Source organism: Acidovorax sp. LjRoot204, assembly GCF_056175785.1.
Window position 1 is genome coordinate 13,551 of the sequence record NZ_JBGFFF010000016.1, and the last position, 25,009, is coordinate 38,559.

18 protein-coding genes are annotated in these 25,009 nt (G+C 66.6%); 11 read left to right on the forward strand and 7 right to left on the reverse strand.

What is annotated here, in order from left to right; translation table 11 throughout:
• Nucleotides 1-3: 3 nt before the first annotated feature.
• Genes AC04MI_RS05295 through AC04MI_RS05305 form a run of 3 tightly spaced genes read right to left on the reverse strand, consistent with a single transcriptional unit; the run spans nucleotide 4 to nucleotide 5,993 of the window.
• The gene (locus tag AC04MI_RS05295; RefSeq protein ID WP_476497233.1) at nucleotides 4-1,467 is read right to left on the reverse strand and encodes an efflux transporter outer membrane subunit; all 1,464 of its coding nucleotides are present in this window, start codon (nucleotides 1,465-1,467) and stop codon (nucleotides 4-6) included.
• The gene (locus AC04MI_RS05300; RefSeq protein ID WP_476497234.1) at nucleotides 1,464-4,652 is read right to left on the reverse strand and encodes an efflux RND transporter permease subunit; all 3,189 of its coding nucleotides are present in this window, start codon (nucleotides 4,650-4,652) and stop codon (nucleotides 1,464-1,466) included. The genes AC04MI_RS05295 and AC04MI_RS05300 overlap by 4 nt, the downstream gene beginning before the upstream one ends.
• 18 nt (nucleotides 4,653-4,670) lie before the next feature.
• Nucleotides 4,671-5,993: an efflux RND transporter periplasmic adaptor subunit gene (locus AC04MI_RS05305; protein WP_056057874.1), complete on the reverse strand. Its 1,323-nt coding sequence runs from the start codon at nucleotides 5,991-5,993 to the stop codon at nucleotides 4,671-4,673.
• 208 nt (nucleotides 5,994-6,201) lie between these two features.
• Between AC04MI_RS05305 and AC04MI_RS05310 the strand changes: the two genes are divergently transcribed.
• The 5 genes from AC04MI_RS05310 to AC04MI_RS05330 all read left to right on the forward strand — a co-directional run bounded on the left by AC04MI_RS05310 (nucleotide 6,202) and on the right by AC04MI_RS05330 (nucleotide 9,841).
• Nucleotides 6,202-6,735: a YbaK/EbsC family protein gene (locus tag AC04MI_RS05310; protein WP_056057877.1), complete on the forward strand. Its 534-nt coding sequence runs from the start codon at nucleotides 6,202-6,204 to the stop codon at nucleotides 6,733-6,735.
• The gene (locus AC04MI_RS05315; RefSeq protein ID WP_015015746.1) at nucleotides 6,732-6,998 is read left to right on the forward strand and encodes a DUF1289 domain-containing protein; all 267 of its coding nucleotides are present in this window, start codon (nucleotides 6,732-6,734) and stop codon (nucleotides 6,996-6,998) included. The genes AC04MI_RS05310 and AC04MI_RS05315 overlap by 4 nt, the downstream gene beginning before the upstream one ends.
• Nucleotides 6,995-7,648 (forward strand): 2-hydroxychromene-2-carboxylate isomerase, encoded by a 654-nt coding sequence (locus tag AC04MI_RS05320; protein ID WP_056057880.1) that lies wholly within the window; start codon nucleotides 6,995-6,997, stop codon nucleotides 7,646-7,648. Before AC04MI_RS05315 ends, AC04MI_RS05320 begins: the two co-directional genes overlap by 4 nt.
• Before the next feature lie 173 nt (nucleotides 7,649-7,821).
• The gene (locus AC04MI_RS05325; protein ID WP_476497236.1) at nucleotides 7,822-9,483 is read left to right on the forward strand and encodes an MFS transporter; all 1,662 of its coding nucleotides are present in this window, start codon (nucleotides 7,822-7,824) and stop codon (nucleotides 9,481-9,483) included.
• Nucleotides 9,484-9,631: 148 nt separating this feature from the next.
• The gene (locus tag AC04MI_RS05330) at nucleotides 9,632-9,841 is read left to right on the forward strand and encodes a hypothetical protein (RefSeq protein WP_476497238.1); all 210 of its coding nucleotides are present in this window, start codon (nucleotides 9,632-9,634) and stop codon (nucleotides 9,839-9,841) included.
• Nucleotides 9,842-9,931: 90 nt separating this feature from the next.
• On the opposite strand, the gene AC04MI_RS05335 is transcribed toward AC04MI_RS05330, so the two are convergent.
• Both AC04MI_RS05335 and AC04MI_RS05340 read right to left on the reverse strand, forming a co-directional pair.
• Nucleotides 9,932-11,050 carry an ABC transporter substrate-binding protein gene (locus AC04MI_RS05335; protein WP_476497239.1) on the reverse strand — a complete coding sequence of 373 codons (1,119 nt, stop codon included), beginning with the start codon at nucleotides 11,048-11,050 and terminating at the stop codon, nucleotides 9,932-9,934.
• A gap of 81 nt (nucleotides 11,051-11,131) precedes the next feature.
• Nucleotides 11,132-12,250: an ABC transporter substrate-binding protein gene (locus AC04MI_RS05340; RefSeq protein ID WP_192422265.1), complete on the reverse strand. Its 1,119-nt coding sequence runs from the start codon at nucleotides 12,248-12,250 to the stop codon at nucleotides 11,132-11,134.
• 210 nt (nucleotides 12,251-12,460) lie between these two features.
• Between AC04MI_RS05340 and uvrA the strand changes: the two genes are divergently transcribed.
• The 3 genes from uvrA (at nucleotide 12,461) to AC04MI_RS05355 (ending at nucleotide 19,659) form a co-directional block, all read left to right on the forward strand.
• Entirely contained in the window at nucleotides 12,461-18,334 is a 5,874-nt protein-coding gene (gene uvrA, locus AC04MI_RS05345; RefSeq protein WP_476497240.1) for an excinuclease ABC subunit UvrA, read from the forward strand.
• Nucleotides 18,335-18,516: 182 nt separating this feature from the next.
• Nucleotides 18,517-19,023, forward strand: a complete 507-nt coding sequence (locus AC04MI_RS05350; RefSeq protein ID WP_056057896.1) for a hypothetical protein — start codon at nucleotides 18,517-18,519, stop codon at nucleotides 19,021-19,023.
• A 276-nt stretch (nucleotides 19,024-19,299) separates the two neighbouring features.
• Nucleotides 19,300-19,659, forward strand: a complete 360-nt coding sequence (locus AC04MI_RS05355; RefSeq protein ID WP_436075730.1) for a hypothetical protein — start codon at nucleotides 19,300-19,302, stop codon at nucleotides 19,657-19,659.
• Between the two features lie 67 nt (nucleotides 19,660-19,726).
• On the opposite strand, the gene ctlX is transcribed toward AC04MI_RS05355, so the two are convergent.
• Nucleotides 19,727-20,665, reverse strand: coding sequence for a citrulline utilization hydrolase CtlX (gene ctlX, locus AC04MI_RS05360; RefSeq protein WP_395456392.1), 939 nt, complete (start codon nucleotides 20,663-20,665; stop codon nucleotides 19,727-19,729).
• 128 nt (nucleotides 20,666-20,793) lie between these two features.
• Here ctlX and AC04MI_RS05365 point away from each other — a divergent pair, with 128 nt between their 5' ends.
• The 3 genes from AC04MI_RS05365 to AC04MI_RS05375 all read left to right on the forward strand — a co-directional run bounded on the left by AC04MI_RS05365 (nucleotide 20,794) and on the right by AC04MI_RS05375 (nucleotide 23,919).
• On the forward strand, nucleotides 20,794-21,225 hold the full coding sequence (locus AC04MI_RS05365; RefSeq protein ID WP_056057905.1) for an Lrp/AsnC family transcriptional regulator: 432 nt from the start codon (nucleotides 20,794-20,796) through the stop codon (nucleotides 21,223-21,225).
• A gap of 141 nt (nucleotides 21,226-21,366) precedes the next feature.
• Nucleotides 21,367-22,329 carry a Bug family tripartite tricarboxylate transporter substrate binding protein gene (locus AC04MI_RS05370; RefSeq protein ID WP_395456390.1) on the forward strand — a complete coding sequence of 321 codons (963 nt, stop codon included), beginning with the start codon at nucleotides 21,367-21,369 and terminating at the stop codon, nucleotides 22,327-22,329.
• Nucleotides 22,330-22,401: 72 nt separating this feature from the next.
• Nucleotides 22,402-23,919, forward strand: a complete 1,518-nt coding sequence (locus AC04MI_RS05375) for an NYN domain-containing protein (RefSeq protein ID WP_436077549.1) — start codon at nucleotides 22,402-22,404, stop codon at nucleotides 23,917-23,919.
• Nucleotides 23,920-23,922: 3 nt separating this feature from the next.
• Here the strand turns inward: AC04MI_RS05375 and AC04MI_RS05380 are convergent, their stop codons facing one another.
• Nucleotides 23,923-24,981 carry a PfkB family carbohydrate kinase gene (locus AC04MI_RS05380; RefSeq protein WP_056057914.1) on the reverse strand — a complete coding sequence of 353 codons (1,059 nt, stop codon included), beginning with the start codon at nucleotides 24,979-24,981 and terminating at the stop codon, nucleotides 23,923-23,925.
• Nucleotides 24,982-25,009: the final 28 nt, after the last annotated feature.

Genomic DNA, 25,009 nt, shown 5'->3' on the forward strand with positions numbered 1-25,009 from the left:
CCGTCAACCGGCGTCCGGGGTGCCTCCCAGCACCTTCCACAGCGTCACGCGGTTGACCTGCTCGGCCTGGCGCAGGCCGATGAGGGTCTGCTGCGCCGCATACAGGCTGCGCTGCGCATCCAGCACCGTGAGGTAGTTGTCCACCCCGGCCTTGAAACGCGCCTCCGACAGGTCGAACGCTTTCTGGGTGGCGGCCACCAGCCGCGTCTGCGCCGCAATGCGCTCGTCCCACTGCGCGCGGTCGGCCAGCACATCGGCGGTCTCGCGGAACGCGGTCTGCACGGCCTTTTCGTACTGGGCCACCGCGATGCGCTGGTTGGCCTCGGCCACCTGCACGTTGGCGCGGTTGCGGCCGGCGTCGAAGATGGGCAGGCGGACCAGCGGCACAAAGCTCCAGGTGCCGCTGCCTGCACCAAACAGGCCGTCCAGCTCGCGGCTGCCGGTGCCTACATTGGCCGTGAGGCTGATGGTGGGGAACAGGGCCGCCCGCGCAGCGCCGATGTTCGCTTCGCTGGCGCGCAGGGCGTTTTCGGCGGCCTGCACATCGGGGCGGGCGAGCAGCACGTTGGACGCCAGTGGCACCGGCACGGGCTGCAAGGCCGCCGGGGCCTGCGCGTCAGCGCGCAGCGTGCTGGCGGTGGGCCAGAGCGCGGCAGGCACCGGGCCTCCCACCAGCAATTGCAGTGCGTTGCGGTCGCGCTCCACCTGCGCCAGGTAGGTCGCCACATCGCCGCGTGCCGCGTCCACCGTGGTCTGCGCCTGGGCCAGCACCAGTCCCGATGTGGAGCCGATGGCGTGGATGCGTTCGGTCAGCGCATAGGCCTTTTCGCGGCTGGCCAGGGTGTCGCGCGCCAGTTGCAGCCGGGCTTCGTCGGCGGCCAGGGTGAGCCAGGCGTTGGCCACATCGGCAATCAGGCCCGTCTGGATGTTGCGCTGGTTCTGCTGGCTCTGCAGAAACTGCTGCAGCGCTGCCTCGTTGAGGTTGCGCACCCGGCCCCAGAAGTCGATCTCGTAACTGGCAAACCCCAGTTGTGCCGTGTACTGCGTGGCCACCTGCGCAGGGGCTGTGGCGCTGCTCATGCCGGCGGCGGTGCGCGCGCGGCTGGCCTGCGCCTGCGCGGTGACGCTGGGCAACAGGTCGGCGCGGGTGATGCCGTACTGGGCGCGGGCCCGTTCGATGGTCTCGACGGCCACGCGCAGGTCGCGGTTGTTCGACAGCGCGAGGGCAATGACATCGCGCAGCGGCTGGGCCTGCACCCAGCCCAGCGCCGCTGCCGCCTGCAGACTGGCGTCGCTGGCCACGGCCGGCTGCCCACTGGTGGTGCCCACGGTGTCAGGCACCGGCAGGGCGGGCGTCTGGTGCATGGGGGCCAGGTTGCAGCCCGCGATCAGTGCGGTGGTGGCCAGGGCTGCAGCGATGGCGGCAGGCCGGCGCTGGCGGCGTGGCGAAAAGGGTGGGCGCGTCATGCTGCGCTCTCCTGAGTGGGGTGCGGTAGGGTGGTGGCAGGCGGTGGCGGTGCGTTGTCCTCGCTGCGCGACCGGCTCTTGAACCAGCGGCGGATCAGCAGGAAGAACACCGGCACCAGGAAGATGCCCAGCACCGTGGAAGCCAGCATGCCGCCCAGCACGGCGGTACCGATGGCCACCCGACCGCCTGCACCCGCGCCGGTGCCGATGGCCAGCGGGATCACCCCGAAGCCGAACGCCAGCGAGGTCATCAGGATGGGCCGCAGGCGCAGGCGCACGGCCGCGACGATGGCGTCAAACAGGTTCTTGCCCTGCTCCTGCAGCTGCACAGCAAACTCCACGATCAGGATCGCGTTTTTGGACGCCAGCCCCACCGTGGTCAGCAGCCCCACCTGAAAGTACACATCGTTGGTGAGGCCCCGGGTGTAGGTGGCGGCGAGTGCGCCCACCACGCCCAGCGGCACGGCCAGGATCACCGACAGCGGCACGGTCCAGCTCTCATACAGGGCCGCCAGGCACAGGAACACGAACAGGATCGAGATCGCGTACAGCATGGGGGCCTGGGCGCCCGACTGGCGCTCTTGCAGCGAGGCGCCCGTCCACTCGTAGCCAATGCCGGGAGGTAGCGTGCGCAGGATGTCTTCCACGATCTTCATGGCGGCGCCCGAGCTCACGCCTGGTGCGGCGCGGCCTTCCAGCTCGTACGCCGGGTTGCCGTTGTAGCGCAGCAGCTGCGGCGATCCGTAGGCCCAGTAGCTGGTGGAGAACGCGCCAAACGGCACCATCTCGCCCTTGCTGTTGCGCACGCTCCAGCGTGCCACGTCCTGCGGCAGCATGCGCGCCGGGGCGTCGCCCTGGATGTACACGCGCTTGACCCGTTCGTTGTTCAGGAAGTCGTTCACGTAGGTGCCGCCAATGGCGCTGGAGAGCACGCTGTTGATGTCGTTGTACGACAGCCCGAGCGCGGCGGCCTTGCGGTCGTCGATCTCCAGGCGCAGCTCGCTGGCATCTTCCAGGTTGGTCATGCGCAGGTTGGTCAGCTCGGGCCGTTTGCGCGCTTCGGACAGGAAGGTGTTGGTGGCTGCCAGCAACGCCTGGTGGCCCAGGCCGTTCATGTCCTTGATCACAAAGTTGAAGCCCGAGCTGGAGCCCAGGCCCCGCACGGCCGGCGGCATGACGACCAGCACCCGCGCATCGCGGATGGAGGCCAGGTCGCGCGTGGCCTTGTAGGCGATCTGCGCGGCGGCCTGGTTGGGCAGCGTGCGGTCTTCCCAGGGCTTGAGGCGCACAAAGCCACGTGCCGAGGCCTGGTCTCCGTTGATGCCCGAGACCTGGTAGAAGCTCAGCACATCGGGCTGCTGCGCAAAGTAGTCGCGCACCTGGTCCAGCACGCTCTGCAGCCGCGCATCGGCGGCGCCCGAGGGCAGGTTCACGTTCACGTACAGGAAGCCCTGGTCTTCGTCGGGCAGGAAGGATGTGGGCAGGCGCGCCATGAGCAGCCACACCACGCCACACACCGCCAGAAAGATCAGCACCATGCGCTTGGTGCGGCGCAGTGTGTAGGCCACTGTGCCCTGGTAGCGTGCCGAGGTGGCGTCGAAATGGTGGTTGAACCAGCGGAAGAACCGGTCGTTCAGGCCCAGCAGGCCGCGCCGGATGGGCCGGTCATGCCCGGCAGACGCGGCTGCGGGCTTGAGCAGCGTGGCGCACAGCGCCGGSGTGAGGGTGAGCGCCACAAACACCGACAGCGCCATGGCCGCCACGATGGTGATGGAGAACTGCCGGTAGATCACGCCGGTGGAGCCGCCAAAGAACGCCATSGGCACGAACACCGCCGACAGCGTGACTCCGATGCCCACCAGGGCGGGCGTGATTTCGCGCATGGACTGGCGGGTGGCCTCCTTGGCCGACTGGCCGGTCTCGTGCATCACCCGCTCGACGTTTTCGACCACCACGATCGCATCGTCCACCAGCAGGCCGATGGCCAGCACCATGGCAAACATGGTCAGCGTGTTGATCGAATACCCCGCCAGCGACAGCACCCCGAAGGTGCCCAGCAGCACCACCGGCACGGCAATGGCGGGGATCAGCGTGGCGCGGAAGTTCTGCAAAAACACGAACATCACGATCACCACCAGGATCATGGCTTCGCCCAGTGCGCTGACCACTTCCTTGATGGATGCGCGCACGAAGGGCGTGGAGTCCGAACTCACGAAGTAGTCGATCTGGTTGGGAAAGTAGGGCTTGAGTTCAGCCAGCTTGGCGGCGATGGCGTCGGCCACCTGCATGGCGTTGGCGCCGTCGGCCAGCACGATGCCCATGCCCGCGCCGGGCATGCCATTGAGCTTGGCCTTCACAGTCAGGTTCTCGGCACCCAGCTCCACGCGGGCCACGTCCTTGACGGTGACCACTGAGCCATCGAGCGCCGACTTGAGCACGATGGCCTCGAACTGCTCCACCGTCTTGAGCTTGGTGCGGGCGGTGATGGTGGCGTTGAGCTGCTGGTCGGACACCGCGGGCAGGGCGCCCAGCTGGCCGGCAGATACCTGCGCGTTCTGGGCGTTGAGCGCATTGACCAGGTCCGACGGCATCAGCGCGTACTTCTCCATCTTGGCCGGGTCCATCCAGATGCGCATGGCGTAGTTGGTGCCGAACACCGTCACGTCACCGACACCGTCGATGCGGCCGATCACGTCCACCAGGCTGCTGGTCAGGAAGTCGCCGATGTCCACGGCGCTCATGGAGGGGTCTTTGGAGAAGAAGCTGTAGGTGACCAGGAAGTCCTGCCCGCCCTTGTTCACGAAAACGCCCCGGCTCTTGACGGCGTCGGGCAGGCGGTTGGTGGCGGCCTGCAGCTTGTTTTGCACCTGCACCTGCGCCACGTCGATGTTGGTGCCGGGCGCGAAGGTGAGCGTGGTGCGCGAGCGGCCCGAGGCATCCGAGGTCGAGCTCATGTAGAGCATGTTGTCGATGCCCTTGAGCTGCTGCTCGATGATCTGCGTCACCGAGTTCTCGACCGTCTCGGCCGAGGCGCCGGTGTATTGCGAGCCGATGGTCACGCGTGGCGGAGCGATGTCGGGGTACTGCTCCAGCGGCAGCGTGACGATGGACAGCGCACCGCCCAGCATGATGATGATGGCGATGACCCAGGCAAAAATGGGCCGGTTGATGAAGAACTGAGCCATGTGCTGCGTCCTTCGTGCTCAGCGGGAGGCCGCTGGGGCAGGGGCCGAGGCGGGCGCGGCACCTGCAGCGGGCGGCACGTCGGCGCCTGGGGCTCCCTTGCGGCCCTTGGCGGGGGCTTTGGGATCCACTTCCACCGCGCGCACCTTGTCGCCGGGTTTGACGCGCTGGAACCCTTCGGTCACCACGCGCTCGCCGGCAGCCAACCCGCCTTGCAGCAGCCATTGGTTGCCCACCGCACGGTCGATGCTGATCGGGCGTTTTTCCACCACATCGCCTTCCTTGACCACCAGCACGCTGGGCTTGCCGGTGAGGTCGCGGGTCACGGCCTGCTGGGGCACCAGCAGGGCTTCGGGCGCAAGGCCGGTGGGCAGCAGCGCCTGCACGTACATGCCGGGCATCAGCGTGCCCCTGGGGTTGGGCACCACGGCGCGCAGCGTGACGGTGCCGGTGGTGGCGTTCACGATCACGCCGGCAAACTGCAGCTGGCCGCGTTGCGCGTACTCGGTGCCGTCGTCCAGGCGGATGCGCACGGGGATCTTGTCGCCCTCGACCTTCTGGAAGCGGCCAGCGTCCCAGTCCCGCTGCAACTGCATCAGCTCGGTGGTGGACTGGGTGAAGTCCACGTACATCGGGTCAAGCTGGACGATGGAGGTCAGCGCATCGGCCTGGTTGGCCGTGACCAGCGCTCCCGGCGTCACGTTGGACAGGCTGATGCGTCCACTGATCGGTGCCTCGATGCGGCTGTACTTGAGGTTGATGCGGGCGGTGGCCAGGTTGGCCTGGGCCACGGCCACGTCGGAGCGCGACTGGGCTGCGGCGGCCTGGCTTTCTTCAAAGGCCTGCTGGCTGATGGCGTCGATCTTCACCAGCTCCGCATTGCGCTTGGCCGTGGCCTCCTGGGTGCGCGCGGTAGCCTCGGCCTTGGCCAGGGCTGCCTTCGCGCTTGCCTCCGTGGCCCGCAGCGAGGCGTCATCGATCTGGTACAGCGGCTGGCCTTGGCGCACCAGCATCCCTTCGGTGAACAGGCGCTTTTGCAGGATGCCCGACACCTGGGGCCTTACCTCGGCCGTGAGCGAGGCGCGGGTGCGGCCGGGTAGGGCGGCTTCGAGCTGCTGGCTTTGCTGCTTGAGCGTGACTACGCCCACTTCAGGGGCGGCCTTGGCCGGTGCGGGGGCCTCGTTGGGTTTGCTGCAGCCGGACAAGATGCCCGCGATCAGCAGCAGCCCCAGCAACGTTCCCCGGCATGGCAATGCCCCGAGGGCGGGGCGGCCCGGCACAGTGTTGGCAGGGGAGGTCGCGGGCAGGCTCGGGCACAGCGGGGACAACGCAGCATCGTTCATGGGCGTGGGAGCGGTTGGGTTGGGAAGGTTCGGCGCATTGTGGGGCGCACACATTTCCTGTTTGTAAAGTGGCCGGATTTGGCCCGGGTGCCGGAGCGCCGTGCAGGGACATGCGGGCCGGGGTGCCAGGGAGGCCATGGCGCGCGGCAAAATGGAGGGAGACCCGACCGAATCACGCCCCCCTGTGGACCTGCTGGAGACAACGCGAATGTGTGGAGCCGAACTGAAGAACCTGCCTGAGGGCGTACAGCGTGTGGCTGCCGAGCTGCAGCGGCGCGGCCACCCGCACCTGCCGCAGATGCTGGACGATGCCGCACGCACCGCACAGCAGGCCGCCGATGCGCTGGGCATCCTGGTGGGGCAGGTGGCCAAGAGCATCATCTTCCGGCGCAAGAGCGACGATGCTGCGGTGCTGGTGGTCACCTCGGGCGACCGACGCGTGGACGAGAAAAAGGTGGAAGCCCATGTGGGCGGCAAGATCGGTCGGGCCGATGCCGAGTTTGTGAAATCGCGCACCGGCTTCTCGATTGGCGGCGTGTCGCCCGTGGCGCATGCCACGCCGCCCGTCACGCTCATCGACCAGGACCTGCTGCGCTTTGACGTGGTGTGGGCCGCAGCAGGCCACCCCCATGGCGTGTTCCCCTTGCACCCCAGCGACCTGCAGCGCCTGACGGGCGCACCCGTGGTGGACGTGGTGCAAGCACCGGTGGCGGACGCGTCTGCGCCCCAGGCGGTCGCATGAATGCTATTGATTTGCTAGCTGCCAAGGCAAAAGAGACTAGCGCTACCGGCCAATTTGACCCCAAAAGTGCCGAGCCAGTGCCTTCGCCCTGCATTTCGGTGTGCCGCATGACGCCCGACCGCAGCCACTGCGAAGGCTGCTTTCGCACGCTGGATGAAATCCGCGCCTGGTCGCGTGCCGACGCTCCGCAGCGGCGCGCCATCTGGGCGCAGTTGTTGCAACGCGCCGGCATTGCCTGGCCCGTGCCGGAGACCGAGGCATGAAGCGCATCACGTTCTACCTGGACTTCATTTCCCCCTATGCCTGGCTGGCGTTTGAGCGCTTGCCCGAGGTGCTGGAAGGGCTGACCTACAGCGTGACCTACCAGCCCGTGCTGCTGGGTGCCCTGCTGCAGCAGCACGGCAACCCCGGCCCTGCGGGCATTGCCCCCAAGCGCGACTGGACCTACCGCCATGTGACCTGGCTGGGCCATGCGCAAGGCACGCCACTGCAGATGCCTGCGCGCCACCCGTTCAACCCGCTGCCCCTGCTGCGCCAGGCCCTGGCCTGCAGTGACGACGGCAGCATCAACCGCTACGTGGCGGGCACGGTGCTGCGGCACGTGTGGCAAGGCGGCGCCGACGCGCTGGACCCTGCGCGCCTGGCCACGCTGGCCGAGGCGCTTGCGGAGCAGGTGCGCCCCGGGCAGGACGTGAACAGCGACGGCCCCAAGGCCTTGCTGCGCGCCAACACCGAAGCCGCGCAAGCAGCCGGTGTGTTTGGCGTGCCCGCGTTGGGGGTGGACGGCAAGCTGTTCTGGGGGCTCGACGGCCTGCCCATGCTGCGTGCCTACCTCGATGGCGACGCCTGGTTCGACGGCCCCGCCTGGGACGCTGTCAGCCAGCTCCCATCGGGTTTACCCGGCAAGCCCTGAGCAATTTCCGGATGCTGAAAGGGGTGCTGCGGGTTTCACCCTAAGTTGTCAGAGAGCGGTCAGTTTGATGAAAGCTCTTGTTGGTTTCGCGTCAGAGGGTGGTCAGTGCCATCTCCAAGAATGCGTGCAGCCCGCCGCAGTGCGGTCTGTAACACCAATAGGAGACACACACCATGGCAACTGTTCATCCCGCACCGCGGCCGATGTCGCCCGAAGAGAGGAAGGTCATCTTCGCCTCGTCGCTCGGCACCGTTTTCGAGTGGTACGACTTYTACCTSTACGGCTCGCTSGCMGCSATCATCGCSAAGCAGTTCTTCAGCGGYCTGGATGCCGGYKCGGCSTTCATCTTCGCGCTGCTGGCGTTTGCGGCGGGCTTCATTGTTCGTCCCTTCGGCGCCATCTTCTTCGGCCGCCTGGGCGACATGATCGGCCGCAAGTACACGTTCCTGGTCACCATCCTGATCATGGGCCTGTCCACCTTCATCGTGGGCATCTTGCCAACCTACGCGTCCATCGGTGTGGCCGCTCCCGTCATCCTGATTGCCCTGCGCCTGCTGCAAGGCCTGGCACTGGGCGGTGAATACGGCGGTGCTGCCACGTATGTGGCCGAGCACGCACCGCACGGCAAGCGCGGCGCCTACACCGCCTGGATCCAGACCACCGCCACGCTGGGCCTGTTCCTGTCGCTGATGGTGATCCTGGGCACCCGCACCGTGCTGGGCGAAGAAGCCTTTGGTGATTGGGGCTGGCGTGTTCCGTTCMTSGTGTCGATCCTGCTGCTGGSCRTYTCGGTCTGGATCCGCCTGTCGATGAACGAATCGCCTGCCTTCCAGAAGATGAAGGCCGAGGGCAAGACCTCCAAGGCACCGTTGACCGAATCCTTCGGCCAGTGGAAGAACCTGAAGATCGTGATCCTGGCACTGGTGGGCCTGACCGCCGGCCAGGCCGTGGTGTGGTATTCGGGCCAGTTCTATGCGCTGTTCTTCCTGACGCAAGCGCTGAAGGTCGATGGCGCCACCGCCAACATCTTCGTGGCCGTGTCGCTGCTGATTGGTACGCCGTTCTTCRTSGTGTTCGGYWCGCTGTCGGACAAGATCGGCCGCAAGCCSATCATCMTGGCMGGCTGCCTGCTGGCCGCGCTGACGTACTTCCCTGTGTTCGGTGCACTGACCAAGGCGGCCAACCCTGCCCTGGCCGAAGCCCAGGCCAAGAACAAGGTGGTGATCACCGCTGACCCTGCCGAGTGCTCGTTCCAGTTCAACCCCACCGGCACCACCAAGTTCACCAGCTCGTGCGACATCGCCAAGCAGGTGCTGGCTGGCGCTTCGGTGAGCTATGAAAACGCTGTGGCTCCCGCCGGTACGGTGGCGAGCATCAAGATTGGCGAAACCGCAATCCCCTCGTACACCAGCAAGGGCCTGAGCGCTGACGAAGCCAAGAAGAAGGACGCCGAGTTCAAGAAGCTCGTGGCCGACGACCTGAAGGCCGCTGGCTACCCCACCAAGGCTGACCCTGCACGCATCGACAAGGTGATGGTCACCATCATCCTGACCTACCTGGTGCTGCTGGTGACCATGGTGTACGGCCCCATCGCCGCCATGCTGGTGGAAATGTTCCCCACCCGCATCCGCTACACGTCCATGTCCCTGCCGTACCACATCGGTAACGGCTGGTTCGGCGGCCTGCTGCCCACCACGGCGTTTGCCATCGTGGCCCAGACCGGCAACATGTACAACGGCCTGTGGTACCCCATCATCATCGCCGGTGCCACGGTGGTGATCGGTGGCCTGTTCATCAAGGAAACCAAGGACGTGGACATCTACGCCAACGACTGATCGTTACTGACCGGTGTACAGGGCCCGCCCCGCAAGGGTCGGGCCCTGTGTTCCATCAAGGGGCTTGTGTCGCGCACCAGTACAAACCACAACCCTGCGCGTCAGCCAGGCCCCTTGATTGAACAAACCCATCCCAGGAGATATTGATATGTGGAAGATTGTTGTTGGCTTCGTCTTGTTTGYCGCTTTGTCGATGTACGTGATCATCACGGCGGGCGACAAGGCCGACATGGGCGGAGAAAAGCACGGTGCCGATGCGGTGCACGCCCCCGAGGCACCCGCCAGCGCAGCTGCACCCGCAGCCGCCGCCGCGCCGGCACCCGCTGCAGCCCCTGCATCGGCTGCCAGCGCGCAATAAGCGCATTGCCCGGCATGACAAAGGCCCTGCCAGCAATCGCTGGCAGGGCCTTTTTTTGTCGTGTCGTCACGCGCGGGCGCTTGCGCCGCGTCAGCGCTTGAAGCGGCCGTCCGTGCCGATGATGGACAGGTCGGAGAAGTCCAGCCCGCTGTGGTCGGTGGGGCTGTAGCTCAGCTCCAGCCCACCCAGGTCCCACTTGTGGATGCTCTCCAGCCCCGCATGCAGCTTGGCGCGGTCGGGCTTGGCACCCGCGCGCTTGAGGCCTTCCACCAGCACCTTGGCGCTCACAAAGCCCTCCAGCATGGCGGGCGTCAGGTCGCCGATGTTCTTGGCCTTGGCCAGATCGATGGCCTCCTTGATCACCGGGTAGTTGAGAGATCGCTCGGACGGGAACACCTGCGTCACCACCACGCCCCGGGCCTGGTCGCCCAGGGCCTTCACAAATCCGCCCGACGCGTTGTTGGACAGGGTGACGATCTGTCCGGCAACGCCCGCGGCGCGCAAGGCCTTGATGCCGTCGACCACCGCAGCGCCAGTGCCGATGAAGATCACGGCCTGGGGCTGCTTGCCGGCCACGCGCGGGGCGATGGCGCTGTAGTCGGGCTTGGCACGGTCAAACTTTTCGATGAACAGCGCCTCGATGTTGTTGGCCTTGAATCCGGCCTGTGCGCCAGCCAGTCCGTCGGCGCCAAACGTATCGTCCACATGCACCACGCCAATGCGCTGGATGCCCAGCGTATGCAGGTGCGAAATGGCCTTGGTCACCTCGCGCTGGTAGGGCGCCCGCACGTTGAACACGTATTTGCTCACCGGCTGGTGCAGCGCAATCGCCCCGGTGGACGGCCCCACCAGCGGCACGCCATGCTGCTCCAGCACCGGGATGATGCCCTGGGTGTGGGGCGTGCCACGGGTCATGAACAGGCCGATCACGCCCTTTTGTTCAATCAGGGTGCGGGTGTTGTCCAGGGTCAGCTTGGGGTCGAACTTGTCGTCCAGCGACAGCACCTCCACCTTCTGCYCGCCCACGCCACCCTTGGCATTGACATGGTCGATGTAGAGGGCTGCGCCCTGCATGGATTCGGCCACCGTGGCGGCGGCCGAGCCGGTGATGCCCACCGTCTGGCCAATGAGGATCTGTGCATGGGCCGAACCGAGGCCCAGGGCGGCAGCCAGGGCGCAGAGCGCGCCGGCCAGGCCAGTTTTCTTCATGGGGTTGTCTCCTGCGTGTGGAGCGCCCGAGTGTAGGGACGCCCCCGCGCGGGACAACTGTAAAAACGCGTAGGCGAGCGCTCAGCGGCGGAAGCGCCCGTCCGTGCCGATGATGGCCAGGTCGGCAAAGTCCAGCCCGGTATGGTCCTCGGGGCTGAAGTTCACCTCCAGACCGCCCAGGTCCAGCTTCTTGATGCTCTCCAGCGCGACCTGGATCTTCTCGCGGGTGGGCTTGGGGCCCGCGCGCTTGAGACCTTCCACCAGCACCTTGGCGGCGGCAAAGCCTTCCAGCATGGCGGGACTGATTTCGGTGAGCCCCTTGGTCTTGGCCAGTTCCTGGGCTTCCTTCACCATCGGGTAGGTCACGGCCCGTTCGTTGGGGAACACCTGGGTCACGATCACGCCGCGCGCGTTGGCCCCCAGGCTTTTGATGAAGCCGCTGGAGGCATTGTTGGACAGCGTCACGATCTGCGCGGCCGAGCCCGCAGTGCGCAGCGCGGTGGTGGCATCCACCACCGCAGAGCCCGAGGCCACCATCAGCACCGCCTGCGCATCGGCCTTGGCCACCTTGGCGGCAATGGGGGCGAAGTCGGGCTTGGCGCGGTCGAATTTTTCAGATACCACCGCCGTCAGTTTGGCGGCCGCCAGCCCCTTTTGCGCGCCCTGGATGCCGTCGGCGCCAAAGCTGTCGTCCGCGTACACCAGCGCCACGCGGGTGATGCCCATGGAGGCCAGGTGGGTGATTGCCTTTTCGGCCTCGCGCTGGTAGGTGGCGCGCACATTGAAGATGTATTTGCGCACCGGCTGGTGCAGCACCATGGCGCCGGTGGACGGTGCCACCAGCACCACGCCGTGTTTATCCAGCAGTGGCAGGATGGCCTCGGTGTGGGGTGTGCCCCGGTTGAGGAACAGGGCCGACACGTTCTTGTCCTCAATCAGCGTGCGGGCGTTTTCCGCCGCCAGCTTGGGGTCGAACTTGTCGTCCAGGGAGATCAGCTCGATCTTCTGGCCATTGACACCGCCCTTGGCGTTGATGGCGTCGATGAACAGCAGCGCGCCATCGGTGGTCTCTTTCACGCCCGCTGCCACCTGGCCGCTGAAACCTGCTGTCTGGCCGATCAGGATCTGGGCATGGCTGGCTGCACTGGCCGCAAGCGCCAGGACCAGGCCGGCCGCTCGCAGTTGCCATTGTTTTGTCATGGCGGTCTCCTCTTGTTTTGTGTGAAAGGCCGCAGTCTAAACCGATGTTTCGGGCCAGAACACCCGCTTTTCGCCCGCCGCTGCTCCATTGCTTGTGCTTTGTCCACGGTCAAAGCACCGCAGCGCGTCTCGGGGGTAATCGGCGCGCGCAGGCGCAAACGCCAGGTGCGTCCCTAGAATGTCCCGCCTCACACCCGAAAGACCGCTTCCATGACCCAGGGACTGATCCGAATCCGCGGCGCACGCCAGCACAACCTCAAGAACCTGGATCTGGACATCCGTACCGGAGAACTCACGGTGGTCACAGGCCCCAGTGGCTCGGGCAAGTCCAGCCTGGTSTTCGACACGCTCTATGCCGAGGGCCAGCGCCGGTATGTGGAGACCTTCAGCGCCTATGCGCGCCAGTTCCTCGACCGCATGGACAAGCCCGCCGTGGACAAGGTCGAGGGTGTGCCCCCGGCCATTGCCATCGACCAGACCAACCCGGTCCGCTCCAGCCGATCCACCGTGGGCACGATGACGGAGCTGAACGACCACCTGAAGCTGTTGTTCGCGCGTGCCGGCCAGTTGTTCGACAAGCAGACGGCACAGCCGGTGCGGCATGACACGCCCGAGACCATTTATGCGGAGCTACAGCAGCGCAGCGCCGCAGCGGGCGACCCGCGCATCGTCTTAACGTTCCCCGTGGAGCTGCCTGCCAACACCAGCGCCGAGCAGGTCGAGCAATGGCTGTCTGCCAGTGGCTTCACCAAGGTGCAGGCCGAGCGCGAAGTGGCCACGCCCACCGGCCCGCGCAAGGTGCTGGATGTGGTGGCCGACCGGTTCCGGCTGGGCAACGCCGAGAAGGCGCGTGTGATCGAAGCCATCGAGGTCGCGCTCAAGCGCGGCACGGGGCGGCTGAATGTCTATCGTCTCGTGGATGAGGGTGAGGCCGAACTCTGGCGCTTCTCCACCGGCCTGCACTGCCCTGACAGCGACCTGCGCTACAGCGACCCCATCCCCTCGGCCTTCTCGTTCAACTCSGCCGTSGGCGCSTGCGACASCTGCCGSGGCTTYGGCCGCGTGATCGGCGTSGACYWSGGCCTSGTSATCCCSAACGACAAGCTCACCCTGCGCGCCGGYGCSATCAAGACCATCCAGACGCCGGCATGGAAGGAAGCGCAGGACGACCTCATGCGCCACGCAGAGGCGGCAGGCATCCCGCGCGACACGCCCTGGAACAAGCTCACGGACGATCAGAAGAAATGGGTCATCGGCGGCGCGCCCGGCTACAAGGACGGCCAGTGGAGCAAGCAGTGGTATGGCATCAAGCGTTTCTTCGAGTACCTGGAAAGCAAGGCCTACAAGATGCACATCCGCGTGCTCTTGTCCAAGTACCGCAGCTACACGCCATGCCCCACCTGCGCGGGTGCACGCCTCAAGACCGAAAGCCTGCTCTGGCGCATCGGCCGCAAGGAAGATGCCGACGCGGTGCTGGAGCCCGGCAAACGGTTCATGCCTGAGGGGGTGCAGTGGTCGCGCGAGCAACTCGAAGCGCTGCCCGGCCTGTGCCTGCACGACCTGATGCTGCTGCCCATCGACCGTCTGCGCCAGTTCTTTGCGCGCATGCAGTTGCCGGTGGGTGACGACGCCAAAGGCGGCGATGCCCAGGCGCTGAAGCTGCTGCACGAAGAAATCACCACGCGCCTCAAGTACCTGTGTGATGTGGGCATTGGCTACCTCACGCTCGACCGCCAAAGCCGCACGCTCAGCGGCGGCGAGGTGCAGCGCATCAACCTCACCACGGCGCTGGGCACCAGCCTGGTCAACACGCTGTTTGTGCTGGACGAACCCAGCATCGGCCTGCACCCGCGCGACATGCAYCGCATCACCGAGGCCATGCTGCGCCTGCGCGACGCGGGCAACACCCTGGTGGTGGTSGAGCACGACCCSGCCGTGATGCTCGCGGCCGACCGCATGATCGACATGGGCCCCGGCCCGGGCCGCCTSGGCGGKCAGATCGTGTTCGACGGCASCACCGMCSASCTGCGCRAKGCCGACACGCTCACSGGCSMSTACCTGGGCGGGCGCAAGCATGTGGGCTTTGGCTTCAAGCGCATGGTGACGGAATCGACCCCACGCCTCATCCTGGAAGGCGCGCGCGAGCACAACCTGCAGGATGTGACGGTCGAATTCCCGCTGCAGCGCCTGGTCACCGTGACGGGCGTGAGCGGCTCGGGCAAGTCGAGCCTGATTCAGGACGTGCTGGCCCCCGCACTGCTGCGCCACTTCGGCAAGGCCACCGATGCACCGGGCGCGCACGACCGCATGCTGGGCGCCGACCACCTGTCGGACGTGGTGTTCGTGGACCAGTCGCCCATCGGCAAGACCGCACGTTCCAACCCCGTGAGCTACGTGGGCGCGTGGGACAGCATCCGCGAACTCTTCGCCGTGGCACCGCTGTCCAAGCAGCGCAGTTACACCGCCGCCAAGTTCAGCTTCAACAGCGGCGACGGGCGCTGCCCCACCTGCGGCGGCTCGGGCTTTGAGCATGTGGAGATGCAGTTTTTGAGCGACGTGTACCTGCGCTGCCCCGATTGCGACGGCAAGCGCTACCGCCCCGAGATTCTGGAGATCACCATCGAGCGCAGTGGCAAATCGCTGAACGTGGCGGATGTACTGGCGCTGACCGTGGCCGAAGCTGCGGCCGTCTTTGCGAACGACCGCGACGTGATCCGCGCGCTGCAGCCCATCGTGGACGTGGGGCTCGAATACGTGGCGCTGGGCCAGCCGGTGCCCACCCTGTCGGGCGGCGAGGCGCAGCGCCTCAAGCTGGCTGGTTTTCTGGCCGAGGCTGCACGCGTACAAAGCAAATCGCGCCAGACGGTGGCGCGCAAGGGCACCCTGTTCCTGTTCGACGAACCCACCACCGGCCTGCACTTTGACGACATCGCCAAGCTGATGCGCGCATTGCGCAAGCTCATTGACGCGGGGCACTCGCTCATCGTCATCGAGCACAACCTGGACGTGATCCGTGCGAGCGACTGGCTGATCGACCTGGGGCCGGAAGGCGGCTATGCGGGTGGCCTCATCGTGGCCGAGGGCACGCCTGAAGATGTGCGGGCCCATGCCACCTCGCACACCGGGCAGGCACTGCGCGACTACGAACTGGCGCTGGGCGTGGGCGGCCACTCTGTGCACGAAAAGGCTGCTGCGCTACGAAAATCAGAGCGCCTTGCGCATATGGATGTAGCGCCTGCGGCCAAAAACGCCATAGAAATCGTCAATGCGAAGGAACACAACCTCAAGAACCTGAGCGTGGACATCCCGCGTGGCAAGTTCAATGTGGTGACGGGCGTGAGCGGCTCGGGCAAGTCCACGCTGGCGTTCGACATCCTGTTCAACGAAGGCCAGCGCCGCTACCTCGAATCTCTCAATGCCTATGCGCGCTCCATCGTGCAGCCTGCAGGCCGGCCCGAGGTGGATGCGGTGTACGGCATTCCGCCCACCGTCGCCATCGAGCAGCGCCTGTCGCGCGGCGGGCGCAAGTCCACCGTGGGCACCACCACCGAGGTGTGGCACTTCCTGCGTCTGCTGTACGTCAAGCTCGGCACGCAGCACTGCGTGAAGGACGGCGCCGCCGTGCAGCCGCAGACGCCCGAGAGCATCGCCGCGCAGCTGCTCACGCAGTTCCGCGGCCAGCACATCGGCCTGCTCGCGCCGCTGGTCATGAACCGCAAGGGCGTCTACACCGAACTGGCTGACTGGGCGCGTCCGCGCGGCTACACGCACCTGCGCGTGGATGGCAACTTCTTGCCCACCACGAACTTCCCGCGCATCGACCGCTTCAAGGAACACACCATCGAGCTGCCCGTGGCCAGCCTCGATGTGTCGCCCGAGAACGAAGCGGCTTTGCGCACCGCGCTGGCCGATGCGCTCACGCATGGCAAGGGCGTGGTGCATGTTCTCTCGGGCATCACAGGCCTGCGCGAAGCCATGGAGGGCGGCCAGCCCACGGCCGGTATTGGCACGCTGCAGGCGTTCTCCACCAAACGCGCCTGCCCGGTSTGCRSCACCAGYTAYGCMGAGCTSGAYCCGCGCCTGTTCWSSTACAACAGCAARCACGGCTGGTGCCCCGACTGCGTGGGCACSGGYGTCAAGCTCASCAAGGACCAGCGCAAGGTGTTTGACGATTCGGTGCAGGACGACAAGGAAAAAGGCCGTGAGCAGACCTTYGCCGAGCCCGAGGTGGAAGACCTGGCCGACACGGCCTGCCCGAGCTGCAGCGGCACACGCCTGAACGCCACCGCGCGTGCTGTGCAGTTTGCCGGTGTGGGCATCACCGACATTGCCGCGCTGTCCGTCACGGACGTGCGCCGCTGGGTCGAGACCCTGCGCATTGAAGGTGGCATGACCCAGCGCGAGGCCGACATTGCCCGCGACCTGGTGCCCGAGATCCAGAGCCGCCTCGAATTTCTGGAAGAAGTGGGCCTGGGCTACCTCACGCTGGACCGGGGTGCGCCCACGCTCAGCGGCGGCGAGGCGCAGCGCATCCGCCTGGCGGCGCAGCTGGGCAGCAACCTGCAGGGCGTGTGCTACGTGCTCGACGAGCCSACCATCGGCCTGCATGCRCGCGACAACCAGATCCTGCTSRACGCKCTGCACAAGCTSGGCGACAAGGGCAACACGCTGGTGGTGGTGGAGCAYGACGARGACACCATYCGCCGYGCCGACCACATCATCGACATCGGCCCSAGCGCSGGCAAACGCGGCGGSCGCCTSGTGGCGCAGGGCAGCGTGGCCGACATCACGGGCGCGGAGGATTCGCAAACCGGCCGGTACCTGCTGCACGCCATGAAGCATCCGCTGCAGCTGCGCCGTAGCATGGCGCCCAGCGAGGTGAGTGCCGAGGCCACGGCGGTCTTTGCACAGGCCGAGGCGGACGCACCCACGGGTCGCCAAAGCGCCGCCGTCAAGAAGCGTGCGGCGCAGGCTGCATCGCTGGCCGCTGACGCCCTCAATGAAGCCAAGGAGCGCGCTGCCATGCGCTGGCTCACGGTGCATGGCGCGCAGTTGCACAACCTGCAGAACGTGACGGCCACCGTGCCGCTGCACCGCCTGGTGGCGGTGACGGGCGTGAGTGGCTCGGGCAAGTCCACGTTGGCGCGCGATGTGCTGCTGGCCAACGTGCAGGCCTGGGTGCAGCAGCGCAGTACCAAGGCTGGGCGCGATGCCATGGACGCTGGCAAGGCGCCGCCACTGGTCGGTTGCACGGGCCTGTCGGGCTTCGAGAGCATCGACCGCGTGCTCGARGTGGACCAGACGCCCATTGGCAAAACGCCGCGTTCGTGCCCCGCCACCTACATCGGCTTCTGGGACACCATCCGCAAGCTGTTTGCCGAAACGCTGGAGGCCAAGGCCCGTGGCTACGCGGCCGGGCGCTTCAGCTTCAACACCGGCGAAGGCCGCTGCCCCRGCTGCGAMGGCGCSGGCGTGCGCACCATCGAGATGAGCTTCYTGCCCGAYGTGAAGGTGCCCTGCGAGRYCTGCCAYGGCGCGCGCTTCAAYCCCGAAACGCTGGCCGTGASCTGGCGCGGCAAGAGCATCGGYGASGTGCTGCAGATGGARGTGGACGAGGCCGTGGGCTTCTTCGCCACCATGCCCAGCATTGCGCATCCGCTGCAGCTCTTGCAGGACGTGGGCCTGGGCTACCTCACGCTGGGCCAGCCGTCRCCCACGCTCWSSGGYGGCGAGGCGCAGCGCATCAAGCTGGTGACCGAACTCASCAAGGTGCGCGACGAGGTGGGCCGACGGGGCCAGAAGGCACCGCACACGCTGTATGTGCTGGACGAGCCCACCGTGGGCCTGCACATGGCCGACGTGGACAAGCTCATCCGCGTGCTGCACCGCCTGGTGGACGGCGGCCACAGCGTGATTGTGATCGAACACGACCTCGACGTGATCGCTGAGGCCGACTGGATTCTGGACCTGGGGCCCGAGGGTGGTGGCGCAGGCGGTCGCATCGTGGCGGCGGCCACGCCCGAAGACGTGGTGGCGGCGGGTACCCACACCGGCAAGGCCCTCGCACCCGTGCTGGCCCGCTGAGGCTTGCAGGGCTGACGGCAGGAGGCTGGGCCAGCCTGGTGGTTGGCGCACAGCCCTGTCGGCCTCTGTCCTACGCACTGCGCAGAACATGGCGCACGCGCTGCATGGGATGGGCTTCCTACGATGGATTGCAGGGGATCGGCTCCCCACCTTCCATCCACATTTCAAGGACGCCCATCACCATGAACGCATTCAAATTCCTCAAGACCTGTACCGCTCTGGCGGCCACCTCCGTGTTGCTGGTGGCCTGCGGCGGTGGCAATAACGACGACCCATCTCCCAGCAACGAGCCCGGTGTGCTGACAGTCAGCAACGCCACCATCGACGGCCTGAATGGCGTGTATGGCAATGGCGCTCTCAACCTCACCGATGTCGACAAGAAGAACCCTGTCGGTTCGGTGCCGGAGCTGTGCACCTTCCGGTTTGATGGCGCCAACAAGGTGGGCTCATCGGCCACGGCCTTTGGCGATATCCGTTACCGCCCCGACGCCACCAGCCTGCACCAGGTGTTCCTGACGTTCGATGGCAAGGAATACGGCAGCGGCGAACCCACCGACACTGCCGTGGTCCGCGAAAGCGACCAGGTGCGCTTCAGCGGCAAGACGCTGACGGCGTCGGATGGATCTGGCGCCACGCTGCGCGTCAGCGGCATCGTACCCATGCGCCCCAACCGTCCTTCGGGCTGTTGAGTCCGCGTTTTGCGCCTCGGAGACCCGGTTCAAGATCTGATTGCTTGTCTCCCTCCCCGGTCCCTTCGGCCGGTTCAGCCCCAGCTGCGATAGCGGCAGGGGCTTTTTTTTATGGGGCGTGCGTGGGGCGGGTGCACACCGCTCTCCCTCGGGTTGCGGCACAGGGCTGGGCGAACCTGTGCACCTGCGATCCCGGTGCGCGCAGCGGTTTGCTGGCGGCACAATGCATCGGTGTGCTTGCGGCGCTGTGGCCGCGCTGCACGCTACCCATCGTCCATGCCCGTACCACCCCCTCAACCAACCACCGTGGTGTGGCTGCACCCCGAAGCACCTGCTAAGCCGGTCGAGGGAGCGCCCTGCAATGGCTGTGGTCTGTGTTGCCTGGCGGAACCATGTCCGCTGGGTGTACTGGTCTCGCGCCGCCGCCGTGGCGCCTGCGTAGCCCTGCGCTGGAGCGATGTGGACCAGCGCTACTGGTGCGGCATGGTGGCCGATCCGGCCGGGGTGACGGGGCTCACCCACCCCTGGGCAGTGCGCGCCATGTCGGCGCTGGCGCGGCGCTGGATCGCATCGGGCGTGGGTTGTGATGCGCGGCTGGACGTGCAGGGTCCGCCATCAGGCAACCAGCTGAAGTAGCCTGCTATAAATTCAATAGCTATTCGGGCATATTCGACTAGCGCAAGCAGTGAATTGGACTGAAATTTCAGCCCCCCGCACTGCGCCGAGCCAGGTGCACCCCCGCCAGCATGCAGCGCACCGATCCACCCGCCAGTTCGATGGTTGGCACGTCCAACGGCAGCAAGCGGGCGCTTTGCTCGATGGTGGCACGCTGCGCCGGTGTGAGGCTGGCAGCGGCGCGCGCCGACAGCGCCAGCACCCGGCCCTGGGCGCCCGAGAGCTCCAGCGCGTTGCCGGCAAATTCCCTGATCTGGTGGGGGCTCAGGGCGATGACCTCGCGGCCCGTCTCGCGCAGGCGCTCGCACACGGCTGCACGGCGCGCAGGATCGGTGATCATGTGAAAGCCACCCAGCGCAAACGCGGTGCCAATGCAGAGCATCACGTTGGTGTGGTAGCAGGGCTGGCCCTCGTCGTCGGCCGTGGCAAAGACCATGGGCTCGTAGTTGAAGTGCGTGCAAAAGCGCTCCAGAGCCACGGGGTCGGCGCGGTTCGATTGCGCGGTGTAGGCAATGCGGCCGATGTGGTCCAGGACCATCGCACCGGTGCCCTCCAGAAACATGCCATCGGCCTCCAGTCCCGAGTAGTCGATCACGTCCTGCACGCGGTACTCGGCCTTGAGCAACTCGATGACATCGCTGCGCCGCTCTCGCCGCCGGCTCCTGGCGTACATGGGGTAGATCGCCACATGGCCGCCCGCGTGGGTAGAGAACCAGTTGTTGGGGAACACTGCGTCGGGCGTGTCGTGCTCGCCGGGGGCGTCGAACAGGTGCACGCGCACCCCTGCGCCCTCCAGGCGCTCTGCCGCAGCAGTGACCTCGGCAAACGCGCGGCGCGAGGTGTCACGGGCCGCCGGCTGCGCGGTGCGCACTTGAAAGGCGTTGTCGGCGGCGGTTTCGGGGTTGGGGTGAAAGCTGTGCGGGCGCACCATCACAACGGCGCTGGGGGCTTGGACTGAGGCGTGCATGGCGGGGCTGGGTGTGAAAGAAGCGGGAAGAAGTCCCAGAATTTTCTTGGCAGCCCCTGCTATCCTCTAGCCTCACAACTGGTCAAAATGGCTGATAAATTGCCGTTCTGCCAGTTCTGAAGCCCACTATGACCAAGCTCGACGACACCGACCGCGAAATCATCAGCATCTTGCGCGCCGACGCGCGCACCCCTGTGGCCACGTTGGCGCAAAAGCTGCGCGTGTCGCGCGGCACAGTGCAGAACCGCCTGCACAAGATGGAAGAGAGCGGCGTCATCACCGGCTACACCGTGCGCCTGCGCCCTGATTCCGAGCCGCAGCGCATCCGGGCGTGGATGAGCATTGCGGTCGAAGGCAATGCCGCCCCCGCCGTCATCCGGGCGCTGCGCGGCGAGCCCACTGTGGGGACGCTGCACACCACCAATGGCCGCTGGGACATCGTGGCCGAGGTGCGTGCCGAGAGCCTGGAGGCGTTTGACGCGGCCCTGGGCCGCATTCGCCTCACGCCCGGCATTGGCAACACCGAAACCAGTATCTTGTTGTCCACCTACAAGGCGTGATGCGGCCCTGGCGGTGCACCAGCGCAAGGGCTGCGCGCTGGCACCTGAGCGACAGCGGCTAGGGGGTTTCCGCATGCCACCGCAGCGCGGCCTGCAGTCCAATGGCGAAGTCTTTGTTTTTGCATTTTCAGGAGCCTCGCCATGCAACGTCGCCAGATCATCCAATGGGGAGCCGCCAGCCTCGCTGCCCCCGCATTCCTGGCGCAGGCCCAGAGCTTTCCCAGCAAGCCCATCAAGCTGGTCATCGCCTTCCCGGCCGGTGGCCCCACCGACATCACCATGCGGTCGCTGGCCGACAACGCCAGCAAGATCCTGGGACAGCCCGTGATCGTGGAGAACAAGCCCGGTGCCGGCGGCACCTTGCCCGCACAGCAGCTGCAAACGTCTCCGGCCGATGGCTACACGGTGGCGCAGATTCCGCTGGGCGTGTTCCGCCTGCCCTACACCACCAAGATCAACTGGGACCCGGTCAAGGACATCAGCTACGTGCTCAACGTCACCGGCTACGCGTTTGGCCTGGTGGTGCCTGCCGACTCCCCGCTCAAGACCTGGACGCACTTCGTGGCCTGGGCCAAGGCCAACCCCGGCAAGCTGAGCTACGGCTCCACCGGCACCATGACCAGCCCGCACCTGACCATGGAGCTGATCGCGCAGCAGCTGGGCCTGGAGCTGCTGCACGTGCCCTACAAGGGCAGCGCCGACCTGATGCAATCCATCCTGGGCGGGCAGATCATGGCGGCGGCCGACTCCACCGGTTTTGCACCGCAGGTCGAGGCTGGCAAGCTGCGCGTGCTCAACACCTGGGGCGCCGAGCGCCTGGCCAAGTTCCCCGATGCGCCCACGCTCAAGGAGCTGGGCCTGAACCTGGTGCAGAACTCGCCCTTTGGCATTGGCGCACCCAAGGGCACACCCGATGCGGTGGTCAAGCGCCTGCACGATGCCTTCAAGCAGGCCATGGAGCAGGAGAGCTATCGCACGGCCCTGGCGCGCTATGACATGGTGCCGATGTACATGAGCACGGCGGCGTACAAGAAGTTTGCGCAGGACACGTTCACGCGCGAGAAGGCGCTGGTAGAGAAACTGGGCTTGGCCAAACCCACCTGAGGCCACTCCCTTCGGAGGGTGCAATGCGTTCCGTGTGATGATCCGCAGCATTGAACGGAACTCACACACGATATGGCATCCCCCTCCGACAGCATCAGCATGGCCCTGTTTTGCGACTTTGAAAACGTCGCCCTGGGCGTGCGCGATGCGCAGTACGAAAAGTTCGACATCAAGCCCATCCTGGAGCGCCTGCTGCTCAAGGGCTCCATCGTGGTCAAGAAGGCCTATTGCGACTGGGAGCGCTACAAGGGCTTCAAGGCCACCATGCACGAGGCGAATTTCGAGCTGATCGAGATCCCCCATGTGCGCCAGTCGGGCAAGAATTCGGCCGACATCCGCCTGGTGGTGGACGCGCTGGACCTCTGCTACACCAAGTCGCACGTCAACACCTTCGTCATCATCAGCGGCGACTCGGACTTTTCGCCGCTGGTGTCCAAGCTGCGCGAGAACAACAAGCAGGTGATCGGCGTTGGCGTGAAGCAGTCCACCTCGGACCTGCTGATCGCCAACTGCGACGAATTCATCTTTTATGACGACCTGGTGCGTGAAAACCAGCGCGCCCAGGCCCGCCGCCAGAGCCCTGGCAGCAACCCGCCACCAGCACCCCGTCGCAGCCCCGAGGAGGAGCGCAGCCGCAAGGAAAGCCAGGACGCGCGCCGCACCCAGGGCGTGGAGCTGGCGGCCGAAACGTTTGAAGCCCTGCTGTCCGAGCGCGGCGACACCGGCAAGATCTGGGCCTCGGTGCTCAAGGAGGCCATCAAGCGCCGCAAGCCCGATTTCAGCGAAGGCCGCTACGGCTTTCGCACCTTTGGCAACTTGCTGGAGGAAGCGCAGGCGCGTGGGCTGCTGGAGTTTGGGCGCGATGAAAAATCGGGTGCGTATGTGTTCCGCAGCCACGGTGGGCCGACTGCCGCCGCCGCGCCCGCGCGGCCTGAAGGAGCCGGTGAGCGAGCCAGCCAGGGCGGCGCCACGCGGCATGACTTTCATGCGGTGGCGACGGCACCCGATCTGCGTTCTGACAGTGGCGAAGGGCAGGGCGCGCCGGGCCGCAGCCGGGGGCGTCGCGGTGAGGGCGCAGACCGCCCCGACACCCGCTCCACGCAGCGCAGCGAGCCGCGCAATGACTCGAACCAGGAGCCACAGGCGTCCGAGCAGGCGGATGTGCCGTCAGAGCGCCCGGCCAGCCGCTATTTCAGCCAGCCGGTGGCCCACGAGGCCGGGCCATTGGAGCGGGTGATCGACAGCAGCCCTGAGCAGGATGCGCGCACCGAAGCGTTGGATGGCTCCGAGGCCCCGGCAGCGCAGATGCCTGCTGAGAACGATGGTGCCGAGCCTGCAGCCCCTCGCCGCAGCCGCGCTCGCAGTGGAGGCGGTGCCAAGCCAGCTGCCAGCGCCCCCAAGGCTGCTGCTGCGCCCCGAGCGCGTGGCGCGCGTGCCGTGGCGGATGCGGGCGGTGCTACAGCTGCCGAGGCATCGGCTTCTGTGGCCGACGCACCAGCCGCTGAGGCACAAGACGCGGATCCCACCAAGGCGGCCGCTCCCCGTCCACGCAGCCGGGCCCGCAAGCCGGCCGCCAAACCCGCCGAGTAAGTGTTATTGGCCGGCTGCGGTCGCTGAGCGCCGCAACGCCAGCCGCTCTTGCACTTCTTCGTAGCGGGGCGGCGTGCAGCCCGCCCGCTCCACGCAGTGGCTGGCGCTGGCCAGCGCATGGTGCAGCACGGCGCGCAGCCGGGCCTCCGCAACGGGCGCCGTCAGGCCACCCGGGCGCAAGGTCAGCGCTTCTTCGCCCCGCTCAGGCCCTGCCAGCCAGGCGGTGATCAAACCCGCCAGAAAACAGTCGCCTGCACCCACGGTGTCCACCACCGTGATCGGCGCTTCTTCGCGCGCATGCACGGCCAAGCCGTCGCGCTGCAGCAGCCAGGCACCTTCCGGCCCCAGGGTCAGGGCGAGCCATTGCGCCTGTGTTTGCTGCTGCAAATAGTGGGCGCGTTCCAATGCGTTGGCGCCCGGAACGGCCAGCGCCTCCAGGTCATCGTCGCTCACCTTGATGAGGTGGGCGTGCTGCAGGGCGGCCATCACATTGGCGCGGTAGGCCTCCGCATCGTCCATGGCCGACAGGCGCAGGTTGGCATCGACCACCACCATGCGGCCCGCTGTGCGTTGCGCCGCCAGCCAGGGCAGGTAGATGGTGGCGTCTTGCGCCACCAGCGCCAGGCAGCCCGTGGCCACTACTTGCAGCTCTGGCAATGCGGCGCAAGCAGCCGTCAGCGCGGCGGCCGTCACCTGGCGGTCGGCCACGCCGTCGCGGTAGAAGCTGTAGCTGGCCTTGCCCTCGGCATCCAGTGCGGCCAGCGCCAGCGCGCTGGGCGCACGCACCGGCGTGGGGGAGGCCAGGGCCACGCCCGCATCGTGCAGGCCGCGTGCCAGTTGTCGCCCCAGCATGTCGCCCGACAGCGGGTTGAGGTACAGCGTGCCCACCCCTTGCAAACCCAGCGCTCGCGTGAGGTTGTACACCGCGCCGCCCGCGCAGGGCTTGAGGCGGCCATCGGGCTCTTCGATCAGGTCAAACAATGCCTCGCCCGCCGTGGCCACGCGCAGCGGCGGTGCGGTGTGGGCGGGGCTGGAGTCGGCGGACTGGATAGGGAAAACCATAATTAAATCCACTTGATTTATTAACTTG